The organism is Corynebacterium parakroppenstedtii, assembly GCF_019754935.1.
GTDB lineage: Bacteria > Actinomycetota > Actinomycetes > Mycobacteriales > Mycobacteriaceae > Corynebacterium > Corynebacterium parakroppenstedtii.
This window is the reverse complement of the sequence record NZ_JAGSOA010000001.1, coordinates 980,039-1,001,874: the sequence shown is the minus strand read 5'-3', so window position 1 is coordinate 1,001,874 and position 21,836 is coordinate 980,039. Positions and strand designations below refer to the sequence as shown.

General features: G+C 57.8%; 21 protein-coding genes and 1 pseudogene. 19 read left to right on the top strand and 3 right to left on the bottom strand.

The window, feature by feature from the left end:
* The first annotated feature begins 324 nt into the window (after window positions 1-324).
* From KCQ76_RS04215 to rpsI, 13 genes are all read left to right on the top strand, one after another.
* Entirely contained in the window at window positions 325-753 is a 429-nt protein-coding gene (locus tag KCQ76_RS04215; protein WP_046202907.1) for a hypothetical protein, read from the top strand.
* Between the two features lie 449 nt (window positions 754-1,202).
* A complete protein-coding gene (locus KCQ76_RS04210; protein ID WP_011069225.1) occupies window positions 1,203-1,913 on the top strand; it encodes an IS6-like element IS1628 family transposase in 711 nt (236 codons plus the stop codon).
* Window positions 1,914-1,959: 46 nt separating this feature from the next.
* The gene (locus KCQ76_RS04205; RefSeq protein WP_221914800.1) at window positions 1,960-2,838 is read left to right on the top strand and encodes an FtsK/SpoIIIE domain-containing protein; all 879 of its coding nucleotides are present in this window, start codon (window positions 1,960-1,962) and stop codon (window positions 2,836-2,838) included.
* Window positions 2,839-2,872: 34 nt separating this feature from the next.
* Complete coding sequence (locus tag KCQ76_RS04200; protein WP_046205093.1) at window positions 2,873-3,775, top strand: hypothetical protein; 903 nt, start codon at window positions 2,873-2,875, stop codon at window positions 3,773-3,775.
* Between the two features lie 48 nt (window positions 3,776-3,823).
* Window positions 3,824-4,219, top strand: a complete 396-nt coding sequence (locus tag KCQ76_RS04195) for a hypothetical protein (RefSeq protein ID WP_221914799.1) — start codon at window positions 3,824-3,826, stop codon at window positions 4,217-4,219.
* Window positions 4,135-5,421 carry a type VII secretion-associated protein gene (locus KCQ76_RS04190; RefSeq protein ID WP_221914798.1) on the top strand — a complete coding sequence of 429 codons (1,287 nt, stop codon included), beginning with the start codon at window positions 4,135-4,137 and terminating at the stop codon, window positions 5,419-5,421. Before KCQ76_RS04195 ends, KCQ76_RS04190 begins: the two co-directional genes overlap by 85 nt.
* Before the next feature lie 233 nt (window positions 5,422-5,654).
* A complete protein-coding gene (locus KCQ76_RS04185; RefSeq protein ID WP_221914797.1) occupies window positions 5,655-5,966 on the top strand; it encodes a WXG100 family type VII secretion target in 312 nt (103 codons plus the stop codon).
* Window positions 5,967-6,023: 57 nt separating this feature from the next.
* Window positions 6,024-6,317 (top strand): WXG100 family type VII secretion target, encoded by a 294-nt coding sequence (locus tag KCQ76_RS04180; RefSeq protein WP_082089743.1) that lies wholly within the window; start codon window positions 6,024-6,026, stop codon window positions 6,315-6,317.
* A gap of 136 nt (window positions 6,318-6,453) precedes the next feature.
* Window positions 6,454-7,470 carry an ABC transporter substrate-binding protein gene (locus KCQ76_RS04175; protein WP_160296139.1) on the top strand — a complete coding sequence of 339 codons (1,017 nt, stop codon included), beginning with the start codon at window positions 6,454-6,456 and terminating at the stop codon, window positions 7,468-7,470.
* The gene (locus tag KCQ76_RS04170; protein WP_052723098.1) at window positions 7,457-8,416 is read left to right on the top strand and encodes an ABC transporter substrate-binding protein; all 960 of its coding nucleotides are present in this window, start codon (window positions 7,457-7,459) and stop codon (window positions 8,414-8,416) included. Before KCQ76_RS04175 ends, KCQ76_RS04170 begins: the two co-directional genes overlap by 14 nt.
* Before the next feature lie 37 nt (window positions 8,417-8,453).
* Window positions 8,454-9,737, top strand: a complete 1,284-nt coding sequence (locus tag KCQ76_RS04165; RefSeq protein ID WP_052722139.1) for an aminotransferase-like domain-containing protein — start codon at window positions 8,454-8,456, stop codon at window positions 9,735-9,737.
* A gap of 343 nt (window positions 9,738-10,080) precedes the next feature.
* Window positions 10,081-10,524: a 50S ribosomal protein L13 gene (gene rplM / locus KCQ76_RS04160; RefSeq protein WP_041629580.1), complete on the top strand. Its 444-nt coding sequence runs from the start codon at window positions 10,081-10,083 to the stop codon at window positions 10,522-10,524.
* Complete coding sequence (rpsI, locus tag KCQ76_RS04155; protein WP_221914796.1) at window positions 10,524-11,063, top strand: 30S ribosomal protein S9; 540 nt, start codon at window positions 10,524-10,526, stop codon at window positions 11,061-11,063. The genes rplM and rpsI overlap by 1 nt, the downstream gene beginning before the upstream one ends.
* A 166-nt stretch (window positions 11,064-11,229) precedes the next feature.
* Here rpsI and KCQ76_RS04150 read toward each other — a convergent pair whose 3' ends face one another.
* Together KCQ76_RS04150 and KCQ76_RS04145 are read right to left on the bottom strand one after the other, a co-directional pair.
* Window positions 11,230-11,796 (bottom strand): GDSL-type esterase/lipase family protein, encoded by a 567-nt coding sequence (locus tag KCQ76_RS04150; RefSeq protein WP_241864781.1) that lies wholly within the window; start codon window positions 11,794-11,796, stop codon window positions 11,230-11,232.
* A gap of 13 nt (window positions 11,797-11,809) precedes the next feature.
* A pseudogene (locus KCQ76_RS04145) lies at window positions 11,810-13,021 on the bottom strand (acyltransferase family protein); the annotation flags it as partial.
* 424 nt (window positions 13,022-13,445) lie between these two features.
* Between KCQ76_RS04145 and glmM the strand changes: the two are divergent.
* The 4 genes from glmM (at window position 13,446) to KCQ76_RS04125 (ending at window position 16,828) form a co-directional block, all read left to right on the top strand.
* Entirely contained in the window at window positions 13,446-14,789 is a 1,344-nt protein-coding gene (gene glmM / locus KCQ76_RS04140) for a phosphoglucosamine mutase (RefSeq protein ID WP_046205094.1), read from the top strand.
* A 283-nt stretch (window positions 14,790-15,072) separates the two neighbouring features.
* Window positions 15,073-15,264, top strand: coding sequence for a hypothetical protein (locus KCQ76_RS04135; protein WP_046203538.1), 192 nt, complete (start codon window positions 15,073-15,075; stop codon window positions 15,262-15,264).
* Complete coding sequence (locus tag KCQ76_RS04130) at window positions 15,261-16,451, top strand: hypothetical protein (RefSeq protein ID WP_046203539.1); 1,191 nt, start codon at window positions 15,261-15,263, stop codon at window positions 16,449-16,451. Before KCQ76_RS04135 ends, KCQ76_RS04130 begins: the two co-directional genes overlap by 4 nt.
* Window positions 16,445-16,828, top strand: coding sequence for a hypothetical protein (locus KCQ76_RS04125; RefSeq protein ID WP_046203540.1), 384 nt, complete (start codon window positions 16,445-16,447; stop codon window positions 16,826-16,828). The genes KCQ76_RS04130 and KCQ76_RS04125 overlap by 7 nt, the downstream gene beginning before the upstream one ends.
* Before the next feature lie 80 nt (window positions 16,829-16,908).
* Here the strand turns inward: KCQ76_RS04125 and KCQ76_RS04120 are convergent, their stop codons facing one another.
* Entirely contained in the window at window positions 16,909-17,856 is a 948-nt protein-coding gene (locus tag KCQ76_RS04120) for a dienelactone hydrolase family protein (protein WP_046203541.1), read from the bottom strand.
* 110 nt (window positions 17,857-17,966) lie between these two features.
* On the opposite strand from KCQ76_RS04120, the gene glmS reads away from it, so the two are divergent.
* On the top strand, window positions 17,967-19,832 hold the full coding sequence (glmS, locus tag KCQ76_RS04115) for a glutamine--fructose-6-phosphate transaminase (isomerizing) (protein ID WP_046203599.1): 1,866 nt from the start codon (window positions 17,967-17,969) through the stop codon (window positions 19,830-19,832).
* A gap of 118 nt (window positions 19,833-19,950) precedes the next feature.
* Window positions 19,951-21,831: a bifunctional ADP-dependent NAD(P)H-hydrate dehydratase/NAD(P)H-hydrate epimerase gene (locus KCQ76_RS04110; RefSeq protein WP_052722141.1), complete on the top strand. Its 1,881-nt coding sequence runs from the start codon at window positions 19,951-19,953 to the stop codon at window positions 21,829-21,831.
* Window positions 21,832-21,836 lie beyond the last annotated feature (5 nt).

Here is a 21,836-nt window from a genome sequence, read left to right as displayed (position 1 = left end):
CAACCGTAGCGTTTGGGAAAAATTAGACACGACTCTCGCAGCCTCGCATGTCGAGCGCTGGAAAGAATATCTTAACTGTCTGATATCGTTAATTTTTTAATTGGGTTACACTTCTCCGCTACAGTGGAGTTACATTCTCGACCTCCTGCCAACAGCGATGGCGGGAAGATTGGCGGTAGTAAATTGCGCACTTCCATCAAAGGCGGAGAAAGATGCGGATTTGTACATGAACAAATTCGGAAAATGTGCATAAAAGACACTGCTACCCTCAGCCTAGGTATGCAAATTCTGGAGCTTTCACAGTAAAAGGTGATCCGATTTAATATGTTGGGCGAAACTCTTCTTTTTACAACTTACTTCCTCGCTCGAGAGTCTGACCTTGAACAATTCCATAAACAGTATTTAAAAAGAGTGGATAAGGCTCGAGATATCACAGAGATACTCTATGTAACTGACGAAATTACACGTGGGGGAGACGGAGTAATTCGCGAAGTCATGATGCAAGATTTCCGTAGGGATATGCGAGACTTTGGCACTTACCCATTTGATGAATCTGAATGGGGTTTGTATAGCCTTTCATGTGTGGCTAAAGACGTTGACGAACCCGCGATGGAAGGGGCTGGTGTCTCTCGGCTATGGCGTGATTTGGCATTAGGTGAAGAGACAGTACCTAGGGAATTTACCAGTCATGTAAAAGCCGTTAATGTGTCGAGCGATGGCAGAGGGTTCCCTCTGGGATCTATTTGTGCTTGATTGTGATCCGGAAATTCAACGGAATATCCATATGATAAATGCCGTCACCTCTTGATTAAGGCAGAGGGTGTATCAGTGTGGTACACCCTATTAATAAAACGGAAGACTCCGTACTAAATAAGACTTACTGCACCTTATTGAGACGAGAACTGGATTCTTATTCCAGGGTTATTGCGTTCACATTGAGTAGTTAATAGGGAATGCCTCAAAACACAAGACATCATTAGTGGACATTAGGGTACAGCGCGACAAACTGAAAACCGCCAGTAAGAAACGCGCAAAAGCTGCGAGGAGTGTCCGGCTGACTATCGCGGGTTGGTTTATTCAAGCAGAAGCGGAGATAGGTGGGTGGCTGACTATTCAGAGCGAGATGAAAGAGTTTGGAGTCTTGAGGCGGTGCTGTTGCAAAGTTGGGGCAGTAGGAAGACCGGCGTGGAATAATCAGGTCCATGGGCATCTTCTCCGGTCGGCAGTTCCCTCGTGAAATCATCCTGTGGGCGGTGCGGTGGTACTGCCGCTACGGCGTGAGCTATCGCGACCTCGAAGAGATGATGACCGAGCGGGGAGTGCCGGTCGATCACACCACGATCTACCGCTGGGTCCAGAAATATGCTCCTGAGCTGGATAAGAAGACCCGGTGGTATCGGCAAGTTCCTGACTGGCAGGCCAGGTCCTGGCGGGTGGATGAGACCTATATCCGGGTCGGGGGAAAGTGGTGCTACCTCTATCGGGCAATCACCGCAGGTGGCCAGACCCTGGACTTCTACCTCTCACCAAAACGCAACGTCGCGGCAGCGAAGCGTTTCCTGGCGAAGACGCTGCGGTCGAATAAATCGGCAGGCTATCCGCGGGTGATCAGCACCGACAAGGCCCCCTCACTCGCCAGGGCAATCTCTGAGCTGAAGGCGGAAGGCGTCTGTCCATCGACGGTCGAGCATCGTCGGGTGAAATACCTCAACAACGTCATTGAAGGCGATCATGGCCGGTTAAAGCGGATCCTGGGGCCGAAAGGAGCATTCAAAAACCAAACGTCTGCCTACCGGACGTTGAAAGGGATGGAAGCGATGCACTCATTGCGGAAGGGGCAGGGCACGATGTTTGCCTATGGTCACCCGAATCCGGATGCAGTGATTGTTAGCCGGGTATTCGAGACGGCCTGACAACACAGGCACATAGCGTTGATCACACAATAAAAACGGAGCTTTCTTGGCTCCCGCCCCAAGTTGCAACAGCACCTCCGAATTAAATACTCGGACTCGTCGTCTCACGCGTGACCATACCTGTTCCAACGACGGTCTTCAGATAACGATCGGTTTAATCGATGCGCCACGTACCCAACGTCAGATCCCATGGACTATTGACCTGCGGGGATCAGCCGGACATGTCGGCATTATTGGCGGACCGCAGTCAGGAACAACAACCGCGGCAAGAAGTGTGGTCACGACGTTGGCTTTGTCCCGTACCAGTGATCAGGCGCAGTTCTACGTCCTGGACATGGGCGGATCCGGCCTAGGAACTCTGGAACGATTGCCGCACACGGTTGCCGTGGTTCATCGTCATGAACATGACCGCATCCTTCGTCTGGTCAATGAAGTCGCTGTGTTAGCCGAGGACCGTCGGGAGGAATGGCTCCGGCAGGGGTGGGCCAGCGTCGATGCTGCCCGCGAGCATGGGGTCAGCGACATCTTCGTGGTCATCGACGGGTGGCACGTCATAACGACAGATTTCCCCGACGTGGCCGATGCTCTCGGGCTCCTCATTGCAGACGGTCTCTCGGTAGGAATTCATGTCATTATTACGGCCAATAGATGGTCCGCACTGCGGCCCCAGATCCGTGACTTACTCGGAACGAGAATTGAATTATCGCTGGGAGACCCCCTGGAGTCACTGATTGATAGGAAATTATCTGAACGGATACCCAGCTGCCCAGGTCGCGCAATCGTGAAATGGAAAGGGACCAGCCTTCATGCCTTGGTTGTTCACTCAACGAACCAAGACATTGCCGAGGTGACGCGCATAGCAGCGCAACGAGGAGATACTCGAGTTCCCCGCGCTACGGGTCCTTCCAGAAGCCCTCACACGTGAGGAACTCGACCCCGTTCTTCCTCCAGTGATCGCGATGGGCCGCGAGAGCGTGCGTCTATCAACGTGGTCGTGGTCAACGGTGGCAAACCCGGCCATGCTCATCGTCGGAAAAGGGGAGAGTGGACGAACAACGACGCTTCGCTCACTCATTCACGGCATTACAAGCGCGTATAAACCGAAGAATTTCGGAAAGAAACCGGCGACGGATGAAGACGCGAAAGCCGATGATTCCGCAGCTGATGCGACGAGCACTGTTGATGCAACAAGCACGGATAACGTGCCAACCGCGGCCATCGTCGTCATTGATCCACGACGAACCTTGCTGGCAGAAGTCCCGAGCGATTATGACGCCGGATATGCCTCGACACCCTCCGCCGCAGACACTGTGATTGCCCAGCTGACCACCACCATGAACATGCGCTTACCTGGTGATTCGATCACCCCGCAGGAGCTGAAGGACAGATCGTGGTGGTCCGGCCCAGAGATTTTTCTTCTTATTGACGATTACGATCTTCTCACGATTTCGCCAACCGTCATGAGCGGATTTGTCAGTGTGCTTCCCCATGCTCGCGACATCGGGGTGCATATTGTCGTGGCGCGACGAGCATCAGGAATGATGCGCGCAGCTCACGATCCTCTGCTCGCAGGAATGCGTGCCATCAACGGCGTGGTCGCGCTGCTATCCGCGGACAAAGACGATGGCCCATTATTCGGGGTGCCATTGCGGCCAGCTCTTCCAGGCCGTGCGCACATCATTGTCAACGGAGCGACCAGCGAAATTCATTTCGCGCGTGCGCAGCTTTCACCCGAGGGCAGTACCGAGGATGAGGACAAGAAATGTAGTCCTGCCGGCACTGACACGGATGACACGAACGCGGATGATACGGACTTAGCCGACGACACCACGGCACACAGTAATAACACCGAACAGAAATAGCACCGAAAATCTAAACGGGGTTGAGACACAAGGGGGAACTACGTGACTGTGAGTACGACGACAAGGAACTACGCGTCACCAAGCTTTACGCCGACGATGCCTCCAGATAATCATCAGGCTCGTATAAAAAGACACACTGAGTCCAGCCGAGGCCAGAGCGTCCCGGACGTTGTATCCATCGGGCGTAACAGCCGAACCGAACAACGCATTGTTTTGTGTCCGTCATGGTGGGGGCTACTTCGTCGGAAACGGTGGGCTGATAACTACGTCGACGATGATGCACAGCGGTATCAGCACGCTGATACTGATCCTTCCTTCGCGCGCTCGGCGTTAACAGAGAACGCCCCACCATTCTTCCGATGTCCGACGCGCTCTGCCGCATTGAACCTGCTCTTCGGCCTATTTCGTTCGTTCTCCACATCGCAGGGCAATACGCGGGACTGACAGCACTGACACTTCCCGCCGACGAAGCAATGACCGACCTCGTCCCCATCGGTGACGGAAAGTCCTTTATGGATCCCCTAATCGCCGTCGTGAGCGCAGAAATTGAATCTGCCGTGGAGACCGGCCGAGTCCCAAGTTCGCGTGAGCGAGACCTGATCGGACCCGAGGGCGTCGAAGTCCTTGTCGTTGCTGCAGACAAGGCTACGAATAAGCCCGGTCGGGGCGCTGAACTCGTTGAATATGCCCTGGAGAAGCTGAACGAGGCGTCCATTCCGGCGATGCGGGTCGGCATCGAAGAGATAGAGATTTCGGCACGTATGGCCGGAGTTCTCTCGCGCGATTCGCACAACGATGTTCGCCCTATGGGCAACGAGGCCCACCGCGCAGGGAACGAAACGCATCGCAGCGGGGATGACACCGCGTTGCCCCGGGGAGGGCGAACCCAACAGAATCCACACAACAGGGTACGGACGGATAAGGATGTTTCACCAAACCCCACGAAACGAAAGGCAACCGACCTTCGTCCGCCGCGCCGGGATTATCGCCGTGGAGGGTTTCTACTCCGCCATCGCAATGCACTCGCAGTCACCATGTGCACCCTTGTTCTCATAGGGACAGCTCTCGCCGTCACGCTGCGCAGCGGCGGAAATCATGAGCAGACGAATCAAGCAGAAGCCAACTCTCAACACATTGATGGCGACGAACGGACAGAGGGTAATGACGCAACCGGGGGACAAACAGCACTATCCGCCACGCCAGCAAGTAGCGACCACCATGATCAGCCAGGCGGAATCGTCGATAACGGAATTGTCCGGGCGGCCTTGACCTCTGGATGGATAAGGTCTCACTCGTCGACGCCCGAGCGCCTCATTTTGGAAGATCCTGCGGATGAAGACATACGGATCCTGGTCTCAGGTCATCCCGTTCAACCAGACGTGACCGACGCACACCTCCGTGAACACGTGGAATCAATGGTCCAAACTCGAGCCGAGTTTTCCAACTACGCGCCCGAATCTGCGTGGCGACAAGGTGCCGTGAGCTACGAAGAACGCCCAGAAGGCGGATCGGTGGTTCAGTGGACGACATTTTTGCAAGAAGGAAAACAAGTCAGCGTCGGATGCCAATGGAAAGGGGAACTCACCGCGAAACGCACAGCGGCATGCTCGACCGCCGCGCGCAGTGCAGAAGTCATGCCCTCATGATGCGGAAATCCATGCCAGTAGGCGTATTTACCCAGCATATGGGGTCAAGGCAGTTAATCGTGGGTGCGAAAAGGTACTCGCCAGAAAAAATATTAAATAGCCGGGAACCGATCGACGACTGATGAGTCTGTACTCATACACTGCCACAACACCACGGAAAATCTCGGGATTGTAACGAGGCCGTGGTGGGGCGGGATTCGATATCAACACATTTCACTAAGACGGGAAAACCAATGAGCGGGCTTTTTGCTACCGAACACGAACTGATGACCACGACGGCTGGGAAAGTGGATGCCGTCAATGACCAAGTCCAAGCAGAACTTCAACGCCTACAAGGCACCGTCGACGGCGTAGCGGGAGCGTGGAAAGGAAACGCCAGCGTCGCCTTCGGAGAACTCATGGTCCAATGGAACGACGCCGCGCTCCGTCTCCGTGAAGCGCTGAGCTCCATATCAGACAACATTCGCGCGAACGCCTCGGCATTCGCCACCACCGAAGAACAGAACGCCGCATCATTCACCCAGCTAGGCGGCCTGTCTCTATAAAACCTTCGCGCCAGCACCCTGACCAACCACGAAAGACATAAGGAAGAGAACAGCACTATGAGCACCGACATGATCCACTACAGCTTCGGCGACATCGCGGCAGCCAGCGGAGACATCACCCAAACATCTGCACGGATTAACGGCTTACTCGATGACCTCAAAAGCCAACTAGCGCCCATGGTTAGCACCTGGACCGGTGAATCTGCCTCCGCATATCAGGCAGCCCAGCAACAATGGGACACCGCCGCAGCCGACCTCAACCAAGTTCTCGCCACCATCGCGCGGGCAGTGGCAGACAGCAATGATTCCAGGAGTGACATCAACCGCTCGGCTGCGGCATCCTGGAGTTAGCGTAAATCCCAAGGACGCACAGGTGGGTTGACGAGGGGCAGCGTGGAAGCCGCCAATGGAGAAATTCACCAATTCATGCAGGGATTATTCATCCGCACAGTTGAACTGCACGAAAACGGTAAATAAAATTCAAGGAATGAATTTTCTGCGTTCAGTGCGGTCCAGCTTCCCGCGCACAGCGACCCACCGCCGGTCAACGGCACCGGGACAGTCAGCCGCGGGCACACAACGGCCCAACACGCTGGCCCGCACTGTCGCCACACTGGGAACGTGGGCAACCTTCGTCGGCGTCAGTGTTGCCGGATGTACCTACAACTCCGAAGGAGCAGGAACATCCGACGACCCCACCGAAACGATCTCAGTTCCTAAAGACGAAGCCATTGCTGACTCCCTACCCGCAGCGCTGAAGCAAAAAGGCACCTTCACCGTGGGAACGTCGGCGGATTTCGCCCCACTCGAATTCATCGGAAACGATGGGAAAACCATTGAAGGCGCCGAAATCGACATGGCCAAAGCCGTCGGAGACCTCTTCGGACTCACCACGCAATTCACCAACGCAAGCTTCGACAGCCTCGTGGCATCCGTCGGTACCAAATACGACGCAGGATTCTCATCGTTCGATGTGAAACCCGAACGCCTCGAGCACACCAACATGGTCACCCTGTACACATCGGGGACAAAATACTCCGTCCTCAAAGATAACCCACGGGACATCGACCCCAGCGATATTTGTGGTGACTCCGTCGCCGTCCTCACCGGGTCCGTCTACGAAGAAATGGCCAACGACAAGAACGACGAGTGCAAGCACAACGGCAAAAAGGGAGTCACGATCCAGTCGTACAAAAACTCCGCAGACGTTGCCACCGCCGTCGCCGGAGGGAAAGCTGACCTCTGGTTCTCCGACTCGCCCGTCGTCGACTATGCAGAAAAGCAATCCAAAGGGCGCGTCCAGCCGATCGGAAAAGTCGTCGACTCCACTCCCAAATCCGCGATCGTCGCCAAGAATGACACCCAACTTGCCGACGCCATCCATGCGGCGATTCAAAAGCTCATCGACGACGGGACGATGAAGAAAATCCTGGCCAAATGGGGAACCGAAGATTCCTTTATCTCCGAATCACAACTCAACCCCAAGCCAGATGATGACGCATAAACCCAAGCGCGCCAGACAGCGCACGACTACGAGCCGCTACGCCAGCCACCGCGCCACCATCGCTGCAGCACTGACGCTCGTTGTCGCGGGAGTGCTGTCCGGCTGCACATATAAATCCGAAGAAAGTCCAACCGGAAATAACGCAATAGAGTCCACAATCGATGCCCTCACCACCAACGATAACATCGCGAAGATAGTGCCGGACCCAATCAAGTCTCGCGGAACGCTCATCGTAGGCACCTCGGCCGACTACGCACCCGCAGAGTTCGTCGGCTCCGATGGTAAGACCCTCGAAGGATTCGAAATAGACCTCACGCGGGCACTCGCGCGCGTGATGGGGCTCGACGCAGATATTCGCAACTCAACATTCGACAGCATCGTCCCCTCCGTCGGCACGAAGTTCGACGCGGGAATCTCCGCATTCACCATCAATAAAGAGCGAATGAAACAAGTGAACATGGTCAGCTTGTATGACTCCGGGCGAGCATTCGGCGTCGCCAAAGGTAACCCCAAAAACGTTGACCCGGAGCATCTGTGCGGGCACTCCGTAGCTGTGCAAACAGGGTCCTTGCACGAAGAAGTCATGACCGAAGAAGCGTCCCACTGCGGAAGCGACGAAAAGCTGACCATCCAAAGCTACAAAAACCAAACCGACGCGTCCACGGCAGTCGTGGGAAGAAAAGCCGACGTCATGGTGGCAGACTCGCCGATAGTGTCTTACGCAGTGAACCAATCCCAAGGGCGCCTCGATACCGTCGGCACTATCGTGAACCGTGCGCCCAAGGCAGCGATCGTTGCGCAAAACAATCGCCCCCTGGCAGAAGCCATTCGAGCTGCCACACAAGAGCTCATTGATAACGGCACCATGAAAACAATCATGGACGCGTGGGCCAACAAAGGATCAGGAATCCCCGAAGCCCAAATAAACCCGCCCGTGTCCTCCTGACACTTTGACGACAGACCGACCGACCCAGAGGAGCCCATTGCTACCGCTCAACCGCGAATTCTCCCACGTCGCCCGCTCCATGACCAGAGACCTCCTCGGATACATCAGCCACGACGACTTCATCAGCTTCGCCGGCGGAGCCCCCGACCCCACACTCCTGGACACATCGGGCATCACGGAATGCGTCCGAACGGTGCTAGACGACAGCGGGCCCGACGTCTTCCAATACTCCGTCACAGAAGGCGAACCCGAACTTCGGCAAGCAATGGCGCGGGAAATGCAACGTCGGCACCTGTCCGCCCCCGCGGACAACATCCTCATCTCCACCGGCAGCCAAGAAATACTGTTTTTACTCGCCCGCGTCATCATCAACCCAGGGGACACGGTCCTGGTCGAAGCCCCCACCTACCCCGCGGCCATCCAAGCATTCACCATGGCCGGAGCGCGGGTTATCCCCGTGCCGTGCGACGATAACGGCATAATCCCCTCCGAACTCGAGCGCGCACTACAGGACTACGACCCCGTCATCACCTACCTCATTCCGGTCTTCCAAAACCCCACCGGCCGCTCAATGAGCGAGCGTCGGAAGGATGAAGTGCGGCGTGTTCTCACAGGCCACCGCAGTTTATTAGTTGAGGACGACGCATATTCACCTTTAGCCTTCGACGGGAACGCGCGCGAACCGCTCTGTCACACCTACGAGTCCGAATCCGGCGCGGTCTACTTGGCCAGCTTGTCGAAATTCCTGTCACCAGCGTTCCGTATTGGGGCCGCCCTGATACCAGATTGGCTACTCCAACCAATGGTGGTCGCCAAACAAGTATCGACGCTCCACGGATCCGTGATTGACCAGTGCGCTGCCGCACTGTGGCTCGACAGGGTAGAACCGGACGGCGTCTCCTCCCGCGACCGCGCCCTGAACACGATGCGGGCAACCTACCAGGCCCGATGCAAAGCCCTGCGCACACAATTACTCGACATCGTTCCTGACGGAACGCACATCACCGACCCCGATGGCGGCATGTTTGTGTGGATAGATTTTCCGGAGGAATTACGTCCACAGGTGAATACGCTGTCGCTGATCGACGACGCAATAGAACACGAGATCGCTTTCGTCCCGGGCACGGAATTTTTCCCACACGACTCCCAGCCGACTTCGGTCTATCGGAACGTCGAAAGAAAAGACAGTACGACGATCAACGCGGACACGAAACTGGAAGGGCAGCTCTCCATACGGTTTTCCTTCGCGGGAAACAGTATTCCGGTGATGAAGACGGGGATGGAGCGGTTTGCCACAGTTCTGCAGGAAGCTTTGCGTTAAGGGAGAGAAGGGGAGAGCAAACACCGCGCGAGGGGGAGAGCGGACTCCTTACATAACGAGCGTCGGCCAACCCACATAACGCACGGCCACGGATAACGCCCGCTCACTTGAACTGCTCGCACCTATTCCGGTACTCTCAACTATTTGTGTGTCGAGTTGTCGATGCAGCGTTGATTCAGTGATAGGAACTACGATTTCCGCGCTGTTGACGCTGATACAACGCCACATTGGCAATGTGACACGAGTCGCGGGTCTCCACCGGCCGCCGCGGCAGCAGACTGACGGTAGTTAGCCTGTTCAATTTTGTGGCTGGCAGTTCCAGACAGACTTTCAAGGAGTCATGTTGTCTACTTTCCACCCGAAGAGCGGTGACATTACCCGTAAGTGGTACGTCATCGACGCCGCCGACGTGGTGCTCGGCCGCCTCGCTGTTGAGGCTGCTGACCTGCTGCGGGGCAAGCGTAAGCCGATTTTTGCACCGAACGTTGACTGTGGTGACCACGTCATCATCATCAACGCCGACAAGGTTCGCGTTTCCGCAAACAAGCGCGAGCGTGAGTTCCGTTACCGTCACTCCGGATACCCGGGTGGTCTGACCACCATGACCCTGGGGCGTTCGCTCGAGGTGCACCCGGAGCGCGTCATCGAAGAAGCTATCGCCGGTATGATGCCGCACAACAAGCTTTCCCGCGCATCTATCAAGAAGCTTCACGTGTACGCAGGTAGCGAGCACCGTCACGCTGCCCAGAAGCCCGAGAACTACGAGATCAAGCAGGTGGCACAGTAGTGAGCGAGAACACCGAAAACCAGATTCAGGACGAGGCTAACGAGGCCGACTTCATCGCCGCCCAGGCAGCGAGCGAAGAGTTCGTTTCCACCATCGGCGATTCCGTCGCCACTGAGGTTGAAGAAGAAGCAGTTGTTGAGCCCGAGCAGCGCGACTTCCCGATCCAGACCGTGGGACGCCGCAAGCGCGCCGTTGTGCGCGTCGTGATGACCGCTGGCTCCGGCGAGTTCACCTGTAACGGCCGCGCCCTGGAAGATTACTTCCCGAACAAGCTGCACCAGCAGCTCATTAAGGCTCCCCTCACCCTCATTGAGCGTGAGAGCCAGTTCGACATCAAGGCGAACCTCAAGGGCGGTGGCCCCTCGGGCCAGGCTGGCGCTTTCCGCCTGGCGATCGCCCGTGCGCTGAACGCCTACAACCCGGCTGATCGCAGCGCCCTCAAGAAGGCCGGCTTCCTCACCCGCGATGCTCGCGAGGTTGAGCGCAAGAAGGCTGGTCTGCACAAAGCTCGTCGCGCTCCGCAGTACTCCAAGCGTTAAATATCGCTTTACCCGTCTTGCCGGGCTGCGTTGGACGCGCGAAACCCCTTGTCCTGCCACACAATTCGGCAGAGCAAGGGGTTTTCCTTTATATATATCGACGACGGCGTATGAACCCGACGGTGTATGCGCCGGCGACAGTGTGAAGCCAGCGCCTTCACACTTCTCAGTCGCCGCTACCGACCGTGCACTGGCTGGCGGGCTTCTTCCCCTTCGGGAACGCCTGGGTCAGGGCGTCGGCAAAACGTCGACCCTTTTCCTTGGCGCCCACGGTATTCGGATGGATCCCGTCGTCAATGAACCAGTCATCTTCAACCTCACCGGCCCAATCGTAAAGACGCAGGTTGGGGTACTCCTTGCACATCTTCCGCAGCGCTTCGTCATAATGCTGCATACCCGAGTTGGCATAGGCGGACTGGGCAGCGTTCACAGTTTTCACCGTCGGCCACAGCACGTGCTTCTCGTCCTTGACAATGTCCATAATCGTGCGGACACGGTCTTCCGCCGACGTCTGATTGCCAGCGGTGACGTTAGCGGCGTCGTTCGTTCCAATCGCCATCACCCAGCACGCATCTTTATAGTGATGGCTCTCCATGTTGGTGACGACCTCCGTGGCGTTCGGATCATCTTTGTATCGCTCAATAACGGCCCGCGCGCCCTTGATGTCCAGGTACACATCCTTCGCGCCCACACGCTTGTACTGCGCGCCGACACGGTCGGCCGGATCCGGCAGGTAGTCGGGCGAATTAAGCGCGATAGAGGTGGAATCGCCAATGTTGGATCACCGTTGAGCAGTCAATCCCAGCATTCCGCCCTTGAGCAGCGGTGTCCTTACCATCTTTATCGCTTGCCGACGCTGCGTCGGGGTTGTCGGCACCGTTTCTCTGCCTATTACCGTTGTCTCCACCGACTTTGACCGCCCCGTCGGTTCCACTCCCGCCGATCGCAGCCATCGGGTCATTGGACGAGGAGCCATTAGACCCGTCGGCAAGAGCTTTAGGCAACCCGGCGGCGAGAATCGCGAGAAGGATGACCGAGGCAACCCCGGTGAGGACCGGTGGCGTCCCCCGTCGGCGAGAGACTGCCGGGCTCGTAGCGGTGCCTGATGCGTTTTCCGAAACCCTGCCTGACCACCACTTACGTGCCAGTGCAACAACTCCATGCCGACGGATTGGGTCCTCGATCAATGTCCAGGACAGAGCAGCCAGAATGATAGAAATCGCGGACAGAACAGGGCCTGCAATAATCAGGTGATTTTCGACGAACCCATCGGGCGCAAAAGCGATAACAGGCATATGCCAGAGGTAAATACCGTAGGAGCGCTCGCCCAACCAGCGCAGAGGCGGAAGACCAACGATGCGGGTCATCCACGAGTGCTCGTCGGCAAGAGGCAACAGAGCCGTCGCAGTAGCCAGGGCGAGAACGGCGAATCCTCCCTGGTAGAGCCACATGGCGTTATCGTCGGTACGAACCATCATGAAGATCACGACGGCCAAACCGGCCAGCCCGACCAGGTCAAGAAGATGACGGGCGAGTGCGTTGGAACGCCAGGACCGTGAAGCTTGTGTACTGTCGGACCCCGAAGCGTTGGAAGCGGCGACCCCGGGTTTCCACACGAAAGCCAGGGACGCGCCGATGAGCAGCCCTAATGCGCGAGTATCCGTTCCTTCGTAAACGCGAGTGTGATCGACGCCTGGCTTCACCAAGTAGGCCATCCACACACCCGATATGGCGGCGAGGATCAAGCACGTAATCGCAGCGTAACCGTGCGAATGTTTACGACGCTGCCACAGGAATGTGATTGCGGTGAACACAAAAGGCCACACAAGGTAGAACTGTTCTTCCACCGCTAGTGACCACATGTGGCTCAGTGGTTGAGGCCCACCAAACATGTCGAAGTACGAGTCACCGGCGACGATTTCATACCAGTTGTTGTAATAGAACAGTGCGGACAGTGCTTCCCAACCTCGCTTCGCTAAATTCCCGTGGTCGAGCAAGGCGGATCCGCAACAGTACAGCGGCGCCGATGACATAGCGTATATCGTGGCGCGCGATAACGGGGAACTAGCTACATATCTAGTCACGGATATCGGGTCACCGGCTACATATTGGTAGTGGATCGACACCGAATCGATATGGGGCGTCTGGCACACCGCTCATCAATAGTCGACTTATCCACAGCCCACCGTTGCACAATCACTTATGCATACTCTGTTTCTGCGCAGTGCGGTGTTACGAGGCCCGTCCTATTAGACTGTTGGCTCAGTTATAAAGCATCCCGGGCGTAAGCGCTTCAACTCGGGCTGCCGGATTGCGGTAGCTAGGGTTGTGAAGTGCACACACCGAAACGCCAATGCTGAACAGTGGGAAAGGGTAGACCAGATGGGACGACGTTACTTCGGCACTGATGGTGTTCGTGGTCTTGCAAATAAGACGTTAACTGCGCCGTTGGCAATGAAGTTGGGGTCCGCTGCGGCAAAGGTGCTGACCGCCAACCGGAAGGGTGGCCGTCGGCCTGTCGCTGTTGTGGGGCGTGACCCGCGTGTGTCGGGGGAAATGTTGTCTGCCGCGTTGTCGGCAGGGATGGCAAGCCAGGGTGTCGACGTCCTTCGCGTGGGCGTCATTCCGACCCCCGCTGTGGCGTTTCTGACCGATGATTATGGTGCTGACATGGGCGTTGTCATTTCCGCAAGCCATAATCCTATGCCCGATAATGGAATTAAGTTCTTCGCGGCGGGTGGTCTCAAACTTGACGACGCGGTCGAGGCGGAGATCGAAGCGACCATGTTGGAGTTGTCCGAGACTGGCCCGACGGGGGCGGGGATTGGTCGTATTGTCGAGGAATCCCCCGACGCCTTGGAGCGCTATTTGTTCCATCTCGCAGGGGCTGTGCCGACGCCCTTGGATGGAATTCGTGTTGTGGTGGATTGCGCTAATGGTGCCGCGTCGACGGCTGCGCCCATGGCGTATCAGGCCGCTGGCGCCGATGTCGTCCCCATTTTTAACAAACCCAACGCGTTCAACATCAACGAAAATTGCGGTTCGACGCATATTGATGTCCTGCAGCGTGCTGTTCTGGAACACCACGCTGACCTGGGGCTCGCGCACGACGGCGATGCGGACCGCTGTTTGGCCGTCGATTCCGAAGGTAATGTTGTCGACGGCGATCAGATCATGGCGATCCTCGCGATCGCGATGAAAGAAGGCGGGGAACTGAAGAAGTCGACCCTCGTCGCAACGGTGATGTCGAACCTTGGTCTCAAACTTGCGATGAAAGAGCAGGGCATTGAGGTCCGGACGACGAAGGTCGGCGACCGCTATGTGCTCGCAGACCTGAATGCTGGCGATTACAGCCTGGGCGGCGAACAGTCCGGGCACATCGTCATCCCCGAACATGGGACGACGGGCGACGGCACGCTTACCGGCCTGAGCGTGATGGCCCGGATGGCTCAAACGGGGAAGACGCTATCCGAGTTGGCGTCGGTGATGAGGGTTCTCCCGCAGACGTTGATCAACGTGCCGGTCACTGACAAAGCAGCCATTACCAATGACGAGGCTGTTCGGACGGCGATCACTGAGGCCGAAGAGGAACTGGGCGAATCGGGCCGGGTGCTTTTGCGTCCATCCGGCACGGAGGAACTTTTCCGCGTGATGGTGGAAGCTGGCGACGGTGCCACGGCGCGGAAAATCGCTGGTCGGTTGGCTGCCGTCGTCGCAAGTGTGTAACTAGTGCGCACACCGCGAACGTGTGATCTATAGCACTATGTGCGGATGATGTGAGGGGTGGGCGATGTCGCAGCAGTCTGGCATAATTTTGCGGTGGGGATCATGGCGTCAGCCATGAAATAATCGCTACGAATTTCAGGGGGGATGTAATGGGGGAGCTTGTTGTCTCTGCACCAGAGGCGTCCGCGCGTTCGTCGTTGTATGCGAGCGCGGGGCAGGATGTCGAATCAGTGATCGTTGGCTCGCCAGTGCCATTTATGCCCGTGCATACTGGTTTTCGTGGGTGCAGGAGGGGCTGGCTATTGCGGGTGAGCTGGACGCACTCCACGAGTTGTCCCGTCGGGCGTGTGAGGTTGCCGCTGCTCAGGGGCTGTCAGCGGATAGTGTTGTGTCCCAGATTGTCGGTGCCGATGATGCCAATACTGCTGCGTTCGCGAACTTGGAGCCCTCGGTGGAAGCGGCGGTGGAGCGATGAGCACCCTGTCCCAGCAAGTTGAGAGTGCGGCAGAGTATTCGGCAGCAAGCCATGCGCTGATGCTGGGAGCCGCTTTTTCCGGAGTGCTGTATCACCCGGTGGTGTCTGGGAACCAATTAAAGATTAATGTCATGCGCGCGTCGGGCGTGGAATGGGATCCTTTGCGGGAGAGTGCCGACACCTTACGGCGCATGATTCCGTATTTTATGGCCGTGCGCAGCAGTGGTGGCCGGGCATCTGATTCACTTGTCGACGTCGCCGAGGGGTTGATTAGCGAGGCGGTGGACAAGGTCGGCGAGTGGCTCATTTCTCTTGCCGACGGTCACTCGGCCACAGCCGAATCCAGTGACGCGTGTGCGGATGCGTTGCAGTCCGTGATGGAAGATACCGATTCGGCAATGGAGGACGTTGTCGATTTATTTACGACGGTGGTGGAGACGGGATTGCCCTTGATCTTGCCTTTGCCTCCGCCGGCGAAAAAGATCGCTATGCATGCGCTGACGCAGGTGGGGAACGCGGCGGGATTGCTCCTTTTGAACCAGGTGAAAGCGCGTGATCGTGCGATTGGTGAAGCCTTGGGGACGCTATCGACACATTGCTCGGAACAGGTCAGCGTGTGTGGTGCATGCCCGGTCGAACCGCCGAAACCGCTGCAACACTGTGATGTCGTGACATCATGGGGTGGGGATGCGGTGCCGAGTGTTGTGCCGAGGAACGAATCGTCACCACTAGGGAGTGTTTGTCCTTCACCGTCGACGCCGGTTTCGCCAGGGACATCGAAGCCACCGTCCTCGTGTGAGCTGTCCGCGACCCAGTGTTCGCCCTCGAACCAGTCGCAGGCTGACTCTGCGCAAAAAGTGACTCCGAAGCTGTCGGACGCGTCGTCGTCGGGACGAACATGTACGCAGATGGCCAGTGGTCTCACCATTGAAAGCACTCAAGGGGCGCCGGACTGGAATCAAAAAACACAGGAGAGCTCTGCCCTTTCGGGTGGGGAGTCTGGCTCAGTGGAAGGGACTAGAGGGCCTTTTTCTATCCGAATGGACGTCTCGGTGCAGCAGCCACTGGAGGCTGTCGCGGAGGAAGAAGCGCACGTCGATCGGCCAGAGGAACCGGCGCCGGGCACTACAGCAGACGACACAACATCACACTTAGGCATCACCGTAGAGAAAGCAGGGGCATGGTGAGTAATACCGAGAATTACCGTGCGGCGTATCAGGCCATCGTGGACGCCCATCGGGCAGAAATGGATAAAAACCTCGCAGAGTTTCACCGTCAATACGGTGAACGGGTGAAGAAACTCGAAGAAATTATTCAGCAGGCTCAGAAGACGGACGGGGCCAGCAGCACCATCAGCAAAGAAACCACGTTTGCGACCACGCGCAAAGGCCGGCATCAGGCTCCTGATGGCCACTCAACTTTCACGTTCGGGCGTACCACGACGACCAACGGGGATAAGGCTGACGACTCCCGTGGCTCGCAGGCAACCAATTCTCGCAGCTCTCATACGCCACGAACGCAAGGCACTTCTCGCGGTGGAGGCATTCGGGCAGTACGTAGCTGACACCGCGTTCGGCCGACACCGCGCGTGGCTGGCGCTGTGCGTGGCCCCCCGGCCACCATCGCCCGTCCCGCGCGCCTCAACTACAGCGCGTCGCGGAGGCGCTCCATCACATCAGCGTTCTCAGGGAGCTCATTCGCAATATCATCGCGATCCCAGAACTCCGTGCCCTTGAGGTCCTCATCGGACAAAACGCCGTTGTACTTCTTGTCGCCTTCCGCCGTCGCGCGGACAAAAGCGACAAGCAGTCCGCGAAGTGCGGCACGCTGCGAAAAGCCGGGCGACCCCAGCCCCAGCACCATATTCTTCACAACCTTTTCCGACATCACCGATTGCGACGCCTTATTCACGCGTCGGTAATAGGAATCGCCCTTCCACTTCGCAGCAATGCGGAGGGACTCGTCGCCAACAAGAACAGAATCCTGGCCAGGGGCCAAAATAAGACCGGGAACCTCGATATTGGAAGCAGCGTCCGATGCCCGCGGAGACGTACTGCGCGGGAAAATAGCAGCTACACCGGTCAACCCCTTCGGGCCCGGGGTATTAGACGCGGTCACCGATCCGGATCCCACCGACACCGAACGCGCGGACACCTCCGAATCCGAGGACGACGAGGAACTCCACTCACCGGCCGCGGCAAGAACAGCCGCACTCGCCCCGAAACCATGCCCGGCCAGCACAAGTTTCTCCGGGTGAACAGTAATAGAACCTTGTCCCATCTGGACACCCGAGATCACAGACATGCAGGTCATTAGGTCATTGGCAAAGGCACCGGGGTTCGGCTTGAAACCAGTTTCGGAATCCGGTGCAGCGACGGCGATGCCCCAACTCGCCAAATGGCGAAGAGTGCCGTGGTATGCGGAAATATCGGTCATCCAGTCGTGACCGAAGACGACACCGGGGACGTTATTGCCGTTCGCGGGGAGATATACCTTGCCAGGAATCCCGACATAATCGAGGTCTCCCACTAAAACCCGGTGCGGGCCACGTTTATCAAGATGAGCTACGAGCGATGAAAGTTTGTCAGCCACAAGAAAACAGTAACCGACGGGCGGGGTAAACGTCGAGATGACACCACATATCGACCGGAATGGGGTGGATGAAGCAGCCCGTATCGGCAAAAATTAGTATCATCGTGCCCATGTGTGGAATTGTCGGTTACGTTGGCCGTAAACAGGCCCTCAATATCGCCCTTGCGGCTCTTGAGCGGATGGAATACCGGGGGTATGACTCCGCGGGGATCGCCGTCCTCGACGGCCAGGGAGCCATCAACATAGAGAAAAAAGCAGGAAAGCTGGATAACCTGCGCAACGCTATCGACCACATCGGTACGGATCACCTCACCGGCACCACAGGAATTGGGCACACCCGCTGGGCAACGCACGGCCGGCCCAACGATGTTAATGCTCACCCGCACGTGTCTTACGACGGCAAAGTCGCCATCGTCCACAACGGCATCATTGAAAACTTCGCCGCCCTTAGGGAAGAAGTTGAAAACACGGGCATTGAACTGAAGTCCGAAACCGACTCGGAAGTCGCAGCCCACCTGGTTGCTTTGGAATACAACCAAGGCCAGAACAAGGGGGATTTTGACGCCTCTGTCCTGGCAGTGTTGCGTCGGCTAGAAGGGGCTTTCAGCCTATTATTCACACACGCTGACTACCCGGATCGCATTATTGCTGCCCGACGGTCCTCGCCGTTGATTATTGGCATCGGCGAGGACGAAATGTTCTTGGGTTCCGACGTCGCCGCGTTCATTGAATACACGAACAAGGCGGTGGAGATCGGCCAGGACACCGCGGTGACCATCACAAAAGATGGCTACACTCTCACGGACTTCTACGGTAACCAGCAAGAAGGCAAGCCCTTCACCATTGACTGGGATCTGGCGGCCGCGGAAAAGGGCGGCTATGACTCCTTCATGGAGAAGGAGATCAATGAGCAGCCGTCCGCTATCCGCGACACCCTCGCGGGGCACCTTCAGGACGGTCGGATTGTCCTGGACGAACAGCGGTTGTCCGAGGATGAGCTTCGTGAAGTGCAGAAAGTGTTCGTCGTCGCCTGTGGGTCTGCGTACCACTCCGGGTTGCTGGCGAAATACGCCATTGAGCACTGGGTTCGCATCCCCGTCGAGATCGAGGTAGCCAGCGAGTTCCGCTATCGCGACCCCGTGCTCGACTCCCGGACGCTGGTGGTTGCGGTATCCCAGTCGGGTGAAACCGCGGACACCTTAGAGGCCGTCCGCCACGCGAAGATGCAGAATGCGCGCGTCCTGGCTGTGTGCAACACCAACGGTGCCCAAATCCCGCGCGAAGCCGACGCTGTGCTGTACACCCACGCCGGCCCCGAGATCGGTGTGGCTTCGACAAAGGCCTTCTTGGCGCAAATTGCGGCGAACTATATTGTGGGCTTGGCCCTGGCGCAGGCGCGCGGCACGAAGTACCCCGACGAGGTCACCGCCATCTACCAGGAGCTCGAACAGATTCCGGAGAAAATCCAGCAGGTCCTGGACCAGGAGGAACACATCACGAACATTGCCCGAGAGATGGGCGCGATCCGGACGATGCTGTTCCTCGGCCGGCACGTGGGCTTCCCAGTGTCCCTGGAGGGGGCCTTGAAGCTCAAGGAGCTGGCATATATTCATGCCGAAGGGTTCCCGGCTGGCGAGTTGAAGCACGGGCCGATCGCGCTGATCGAAGACGATCTCCCGGTGACGGTGGTGGTGCCGAGCCCGCGTGGCAGGGCAGTGCTGCACTCCAAGATTGTGTCGAACATTCAGGAAATCCGCGCGCGCGGTGCAAAAACCATCGTTATTGCTGAGGAAGGCGATGACGCCGTCAAGCCGTTCGCGAACTACCTGATCGAGATTCCGCAGACATCAACACTTCTGCAGCCCTTATTGTCGACGGTTCCTCTGCAGTTCTTGGCGGCTCAGATTGCCCGCGAGTGCGGGAACGAGGACATCGACAAGCCACGCAACTTGGCGAAGTCGGTGACCGTCGAATAAGCACGTGAGCACGGTATTCGGAGTACGGTGGACGATGTTAATGATTGATTTATTCGCCGTTGGTCCATCGGATTTGTAGGCCGTATGAAGGCTGTGCAAGCCGTCTAAGGAGTGCATCGTGTTCCACCCCCTTCTCCCCGTCGAAGCAATTCGAGCTGCGGAGGAGGGGGTGATTGCGTCCGATTCGTTCCCCGACGAAACGATGCAGAAAGCGGCCACGGCAGTGGCGGATACCGTGCAGTGGCTGTCGACCGTGCCGGGAGTGCCCGGCAATGATCGGGCAGCGGGTCCGGATGATAATGGTGCACATGGACTTTCTGGGCTGCCCCAGGAGAAACCTTCTTCCCCGGCGGTGATTATTGTCGCAGGTAGCGGCGGCAATGGGGGCGACGCGCTCTACGCCGGAGCTGTGCTCGTCCAGCGCGGATGGCACGCGGTGGCCGTGTGCGTGGGATCGTCCGTTCATGGGCGGGCGCGCCGGGCGTTTGAGAAGTCGGGCGGGGTTGTCGTCGGAAAGAACGGGGAGGCTGGGGAGTCCGAGGAGACTGACCTGAGTCCTGAGGAATTAGCGCAGTACCGCGCCCGTTTTTCGTCGTGTTTTCTTATCGACGGAATAACGGGGATTGGTGGCCATGGGCCTCTTCGTGATGAGCCGGCCAGGTGGATCGCTGCGGCTGCGAACGCGGAGATTCCGGTGGTGGCGGTGGATATTCCGTCCGGGATTGATGCGGATACCGGGATTGCCCACGCCCCGCATGTAGTGGCTGCAGCGACCGTGACTTTTGGTGCTTTTCGACGTGCCCACGCCATGAATTCCGATTGCGGGGTTGTTCTTCAGGCGGATTGTGGATTGCGCGATGCCTGCCGCAGCGAGTGCGAGAAGCGCGAGGCGGATGGCGAGCTGGTTGCCTCCGGCGTGAGGGCGGTGACCCCGCCGGATATTCGGCAGATCGCTGTGCCCGATGGGATGGTGACGCTGGCGCCTGATGTGGCGAAGCCTCACATGGCGTCGTCACCACTGTGGCCGGCGATGGCGTTAGAACCAGGGGCTCATGATGACAAGTACACCGGTGGGGTAGTGGGTATTCGGGCCGGATCCCCCGAGTTCCCCGGCGCTGCCGTGCTGTGCACGACGGCTGCAGTTCGCGCCACGAGCGCGATGGTTCGGTTCGCTGGCAAGAGCCGTGACGCCGTTGTCGCCGCTCATCCTGAGATTGTGGCGGCTGACAATATTGCCTCGTCAGGGCGTGTTCAGGCGTGGGTTGTTGGCCCCGGCGGTGGCGTCGAGAGAAATTATGATGACCTCCACGGTCTTCTGTGTGGCTCAGAGACTTCAGGAGCATGCCCCATTCTTATCGACGCCGACGGGTTGACCGCTCTGTGTCAATCGGACGGAAACGACTCGGGGTCCGACGCGTTTCCGCTGATCTGCGCGGTAAAAAACTATGACGGCGCCGTTATTTTGACTCCGCACCAGGGTGAGTTTCGACGTGTCGTGAAGGCTGTTTTGGCGGAGCCGTCGATGGACCTTTCCTCTGAGGAACGCGACGCCTTGACGGACGTCCTTAACCCGGAGAGCGACTATCCGCGTATCCCCGCGGTATCGGCGGTCGCGAGAGCGTTGCATTGTGTGGTGTTGCTTAAAGGTCGGTCCACGGTGGTCGCGGCCCCGGCGGATACATCGTCTAGCACTCCGGCGGATACCTCGTCGCAGGTAAAAGTGTGCGTTGTCGATGCCGGATGTTCGTGGGCGGCGACGCCGGGCTCCGGCGATGTCTTGTCGGGCCTAGCTGGGGCTTTGGTTGCAGAGAGCGTCGGCCACGCCGGTCGGGATGCCGAGTTGCCTTTGTCCGCCCTCATGGCGACCGTCGTCCGAGCTACTGTGATCCATGCATCGGCGGCCGATATCGCAGCAGAGACCGACGACGGGTACGCGCCGACGTCGGCGTCGGTTATTGCGGAGGCAATTCCGCGTGCACGCGCGCGCCTTCAGAGGTAGGCCGC

What these genes read in the sequence shown, in the direction of transcription:
- KCQ76_RS04215 (WP_046202907.1), top strand. Translation starts at nt 325, where the DNA reads ATGTTGGGCGAAACTCTTCTTTTTACAACTTACTTCCTCGCTCGAGAG.
- KCQ76_RS04210 (WP_011069225.1), top strand. Translation starts at nt 1,203, where the DNA reads ATGGGCATCTTCTCCGGTCGGCAGTTCCCTCGTGAAATCATCCTGTGG.
- KCQ76_RS04200 (WP_046205093.1), top strand. Translation starts at nt 2,873, where the DNA reads ATGGGCCGCGAGAGCGTGCGTCTATCAACGTGGTCGTGGTCAACGGTG.
- KCQ76_RS04190 (WP_221914798.1), top strand. Translation starts at nt 4,135, where the DNA reads ATGTCCGACGCGCTCTGCCGCATTGAACCTGCTCTTCGGCCTATTTCG.
- KCQ76_RS04185 (WP_221914797.1), top strand. Translation starts at nt 5,655, where the DNA reads ATGAGCGGGCTTTTTGCTACCGAACACGAACTGATGACCACGACGGCT.
- KCQ76_RS04180 (WP_082089743.1), top strand. Translation starts at nt 6,024, where the DNA reads ATGAGCACCGACATGATCCACTACAGCTTCGGCGACATCGCGGCAGCC.
- KCQ76_RS04175 (WP_160296139.1), top strand. Translation starts at nt 6,454, where the DNA reads ATGAATTTTCTGCGTTCAGTGCGGTCCAGCTTCCCGCGCACAGCGACC.
- KCQ76_RS04170 (WP_052723098.1), top strand. Translation starts at nt 7,457, where the DNA reads ATGATGACGCATAAACCCAAGCGCGCCAGACAGCGCACGACTACGAGC.
- glmM (WP_046205094.1), top strand. Translation starts at nt 13,446, where the DNA reads ATGGGACGACGTTACTTCGGCACTGATGGTGTTCGTGGTCTTGCAAAT.
- KCQ76_RS04130 (WP_046203539.1), top strand. Translation starts at nt 15,261, where the DNA reads ATGAGCACCCTGTCCCAGCAAGTTGAGAGTGCGGCAGAGTATTCGGCA.
- KCQ76_RS04125 (WP_046203540.1), top strand. Translation starts at nt 16,445, where the DNA reads ATGGTGAGTAATACCGAGAATTACCGTGCGGCGTATCAGGCCATCGTG.
- glmS (WP_046203599.1), top strand. Translation starts at nt 17,967, where the DNA reads ATGTGTGGAATTGTCGGTTACGTTGGCCGTAAACAGGCCCTCAATATC.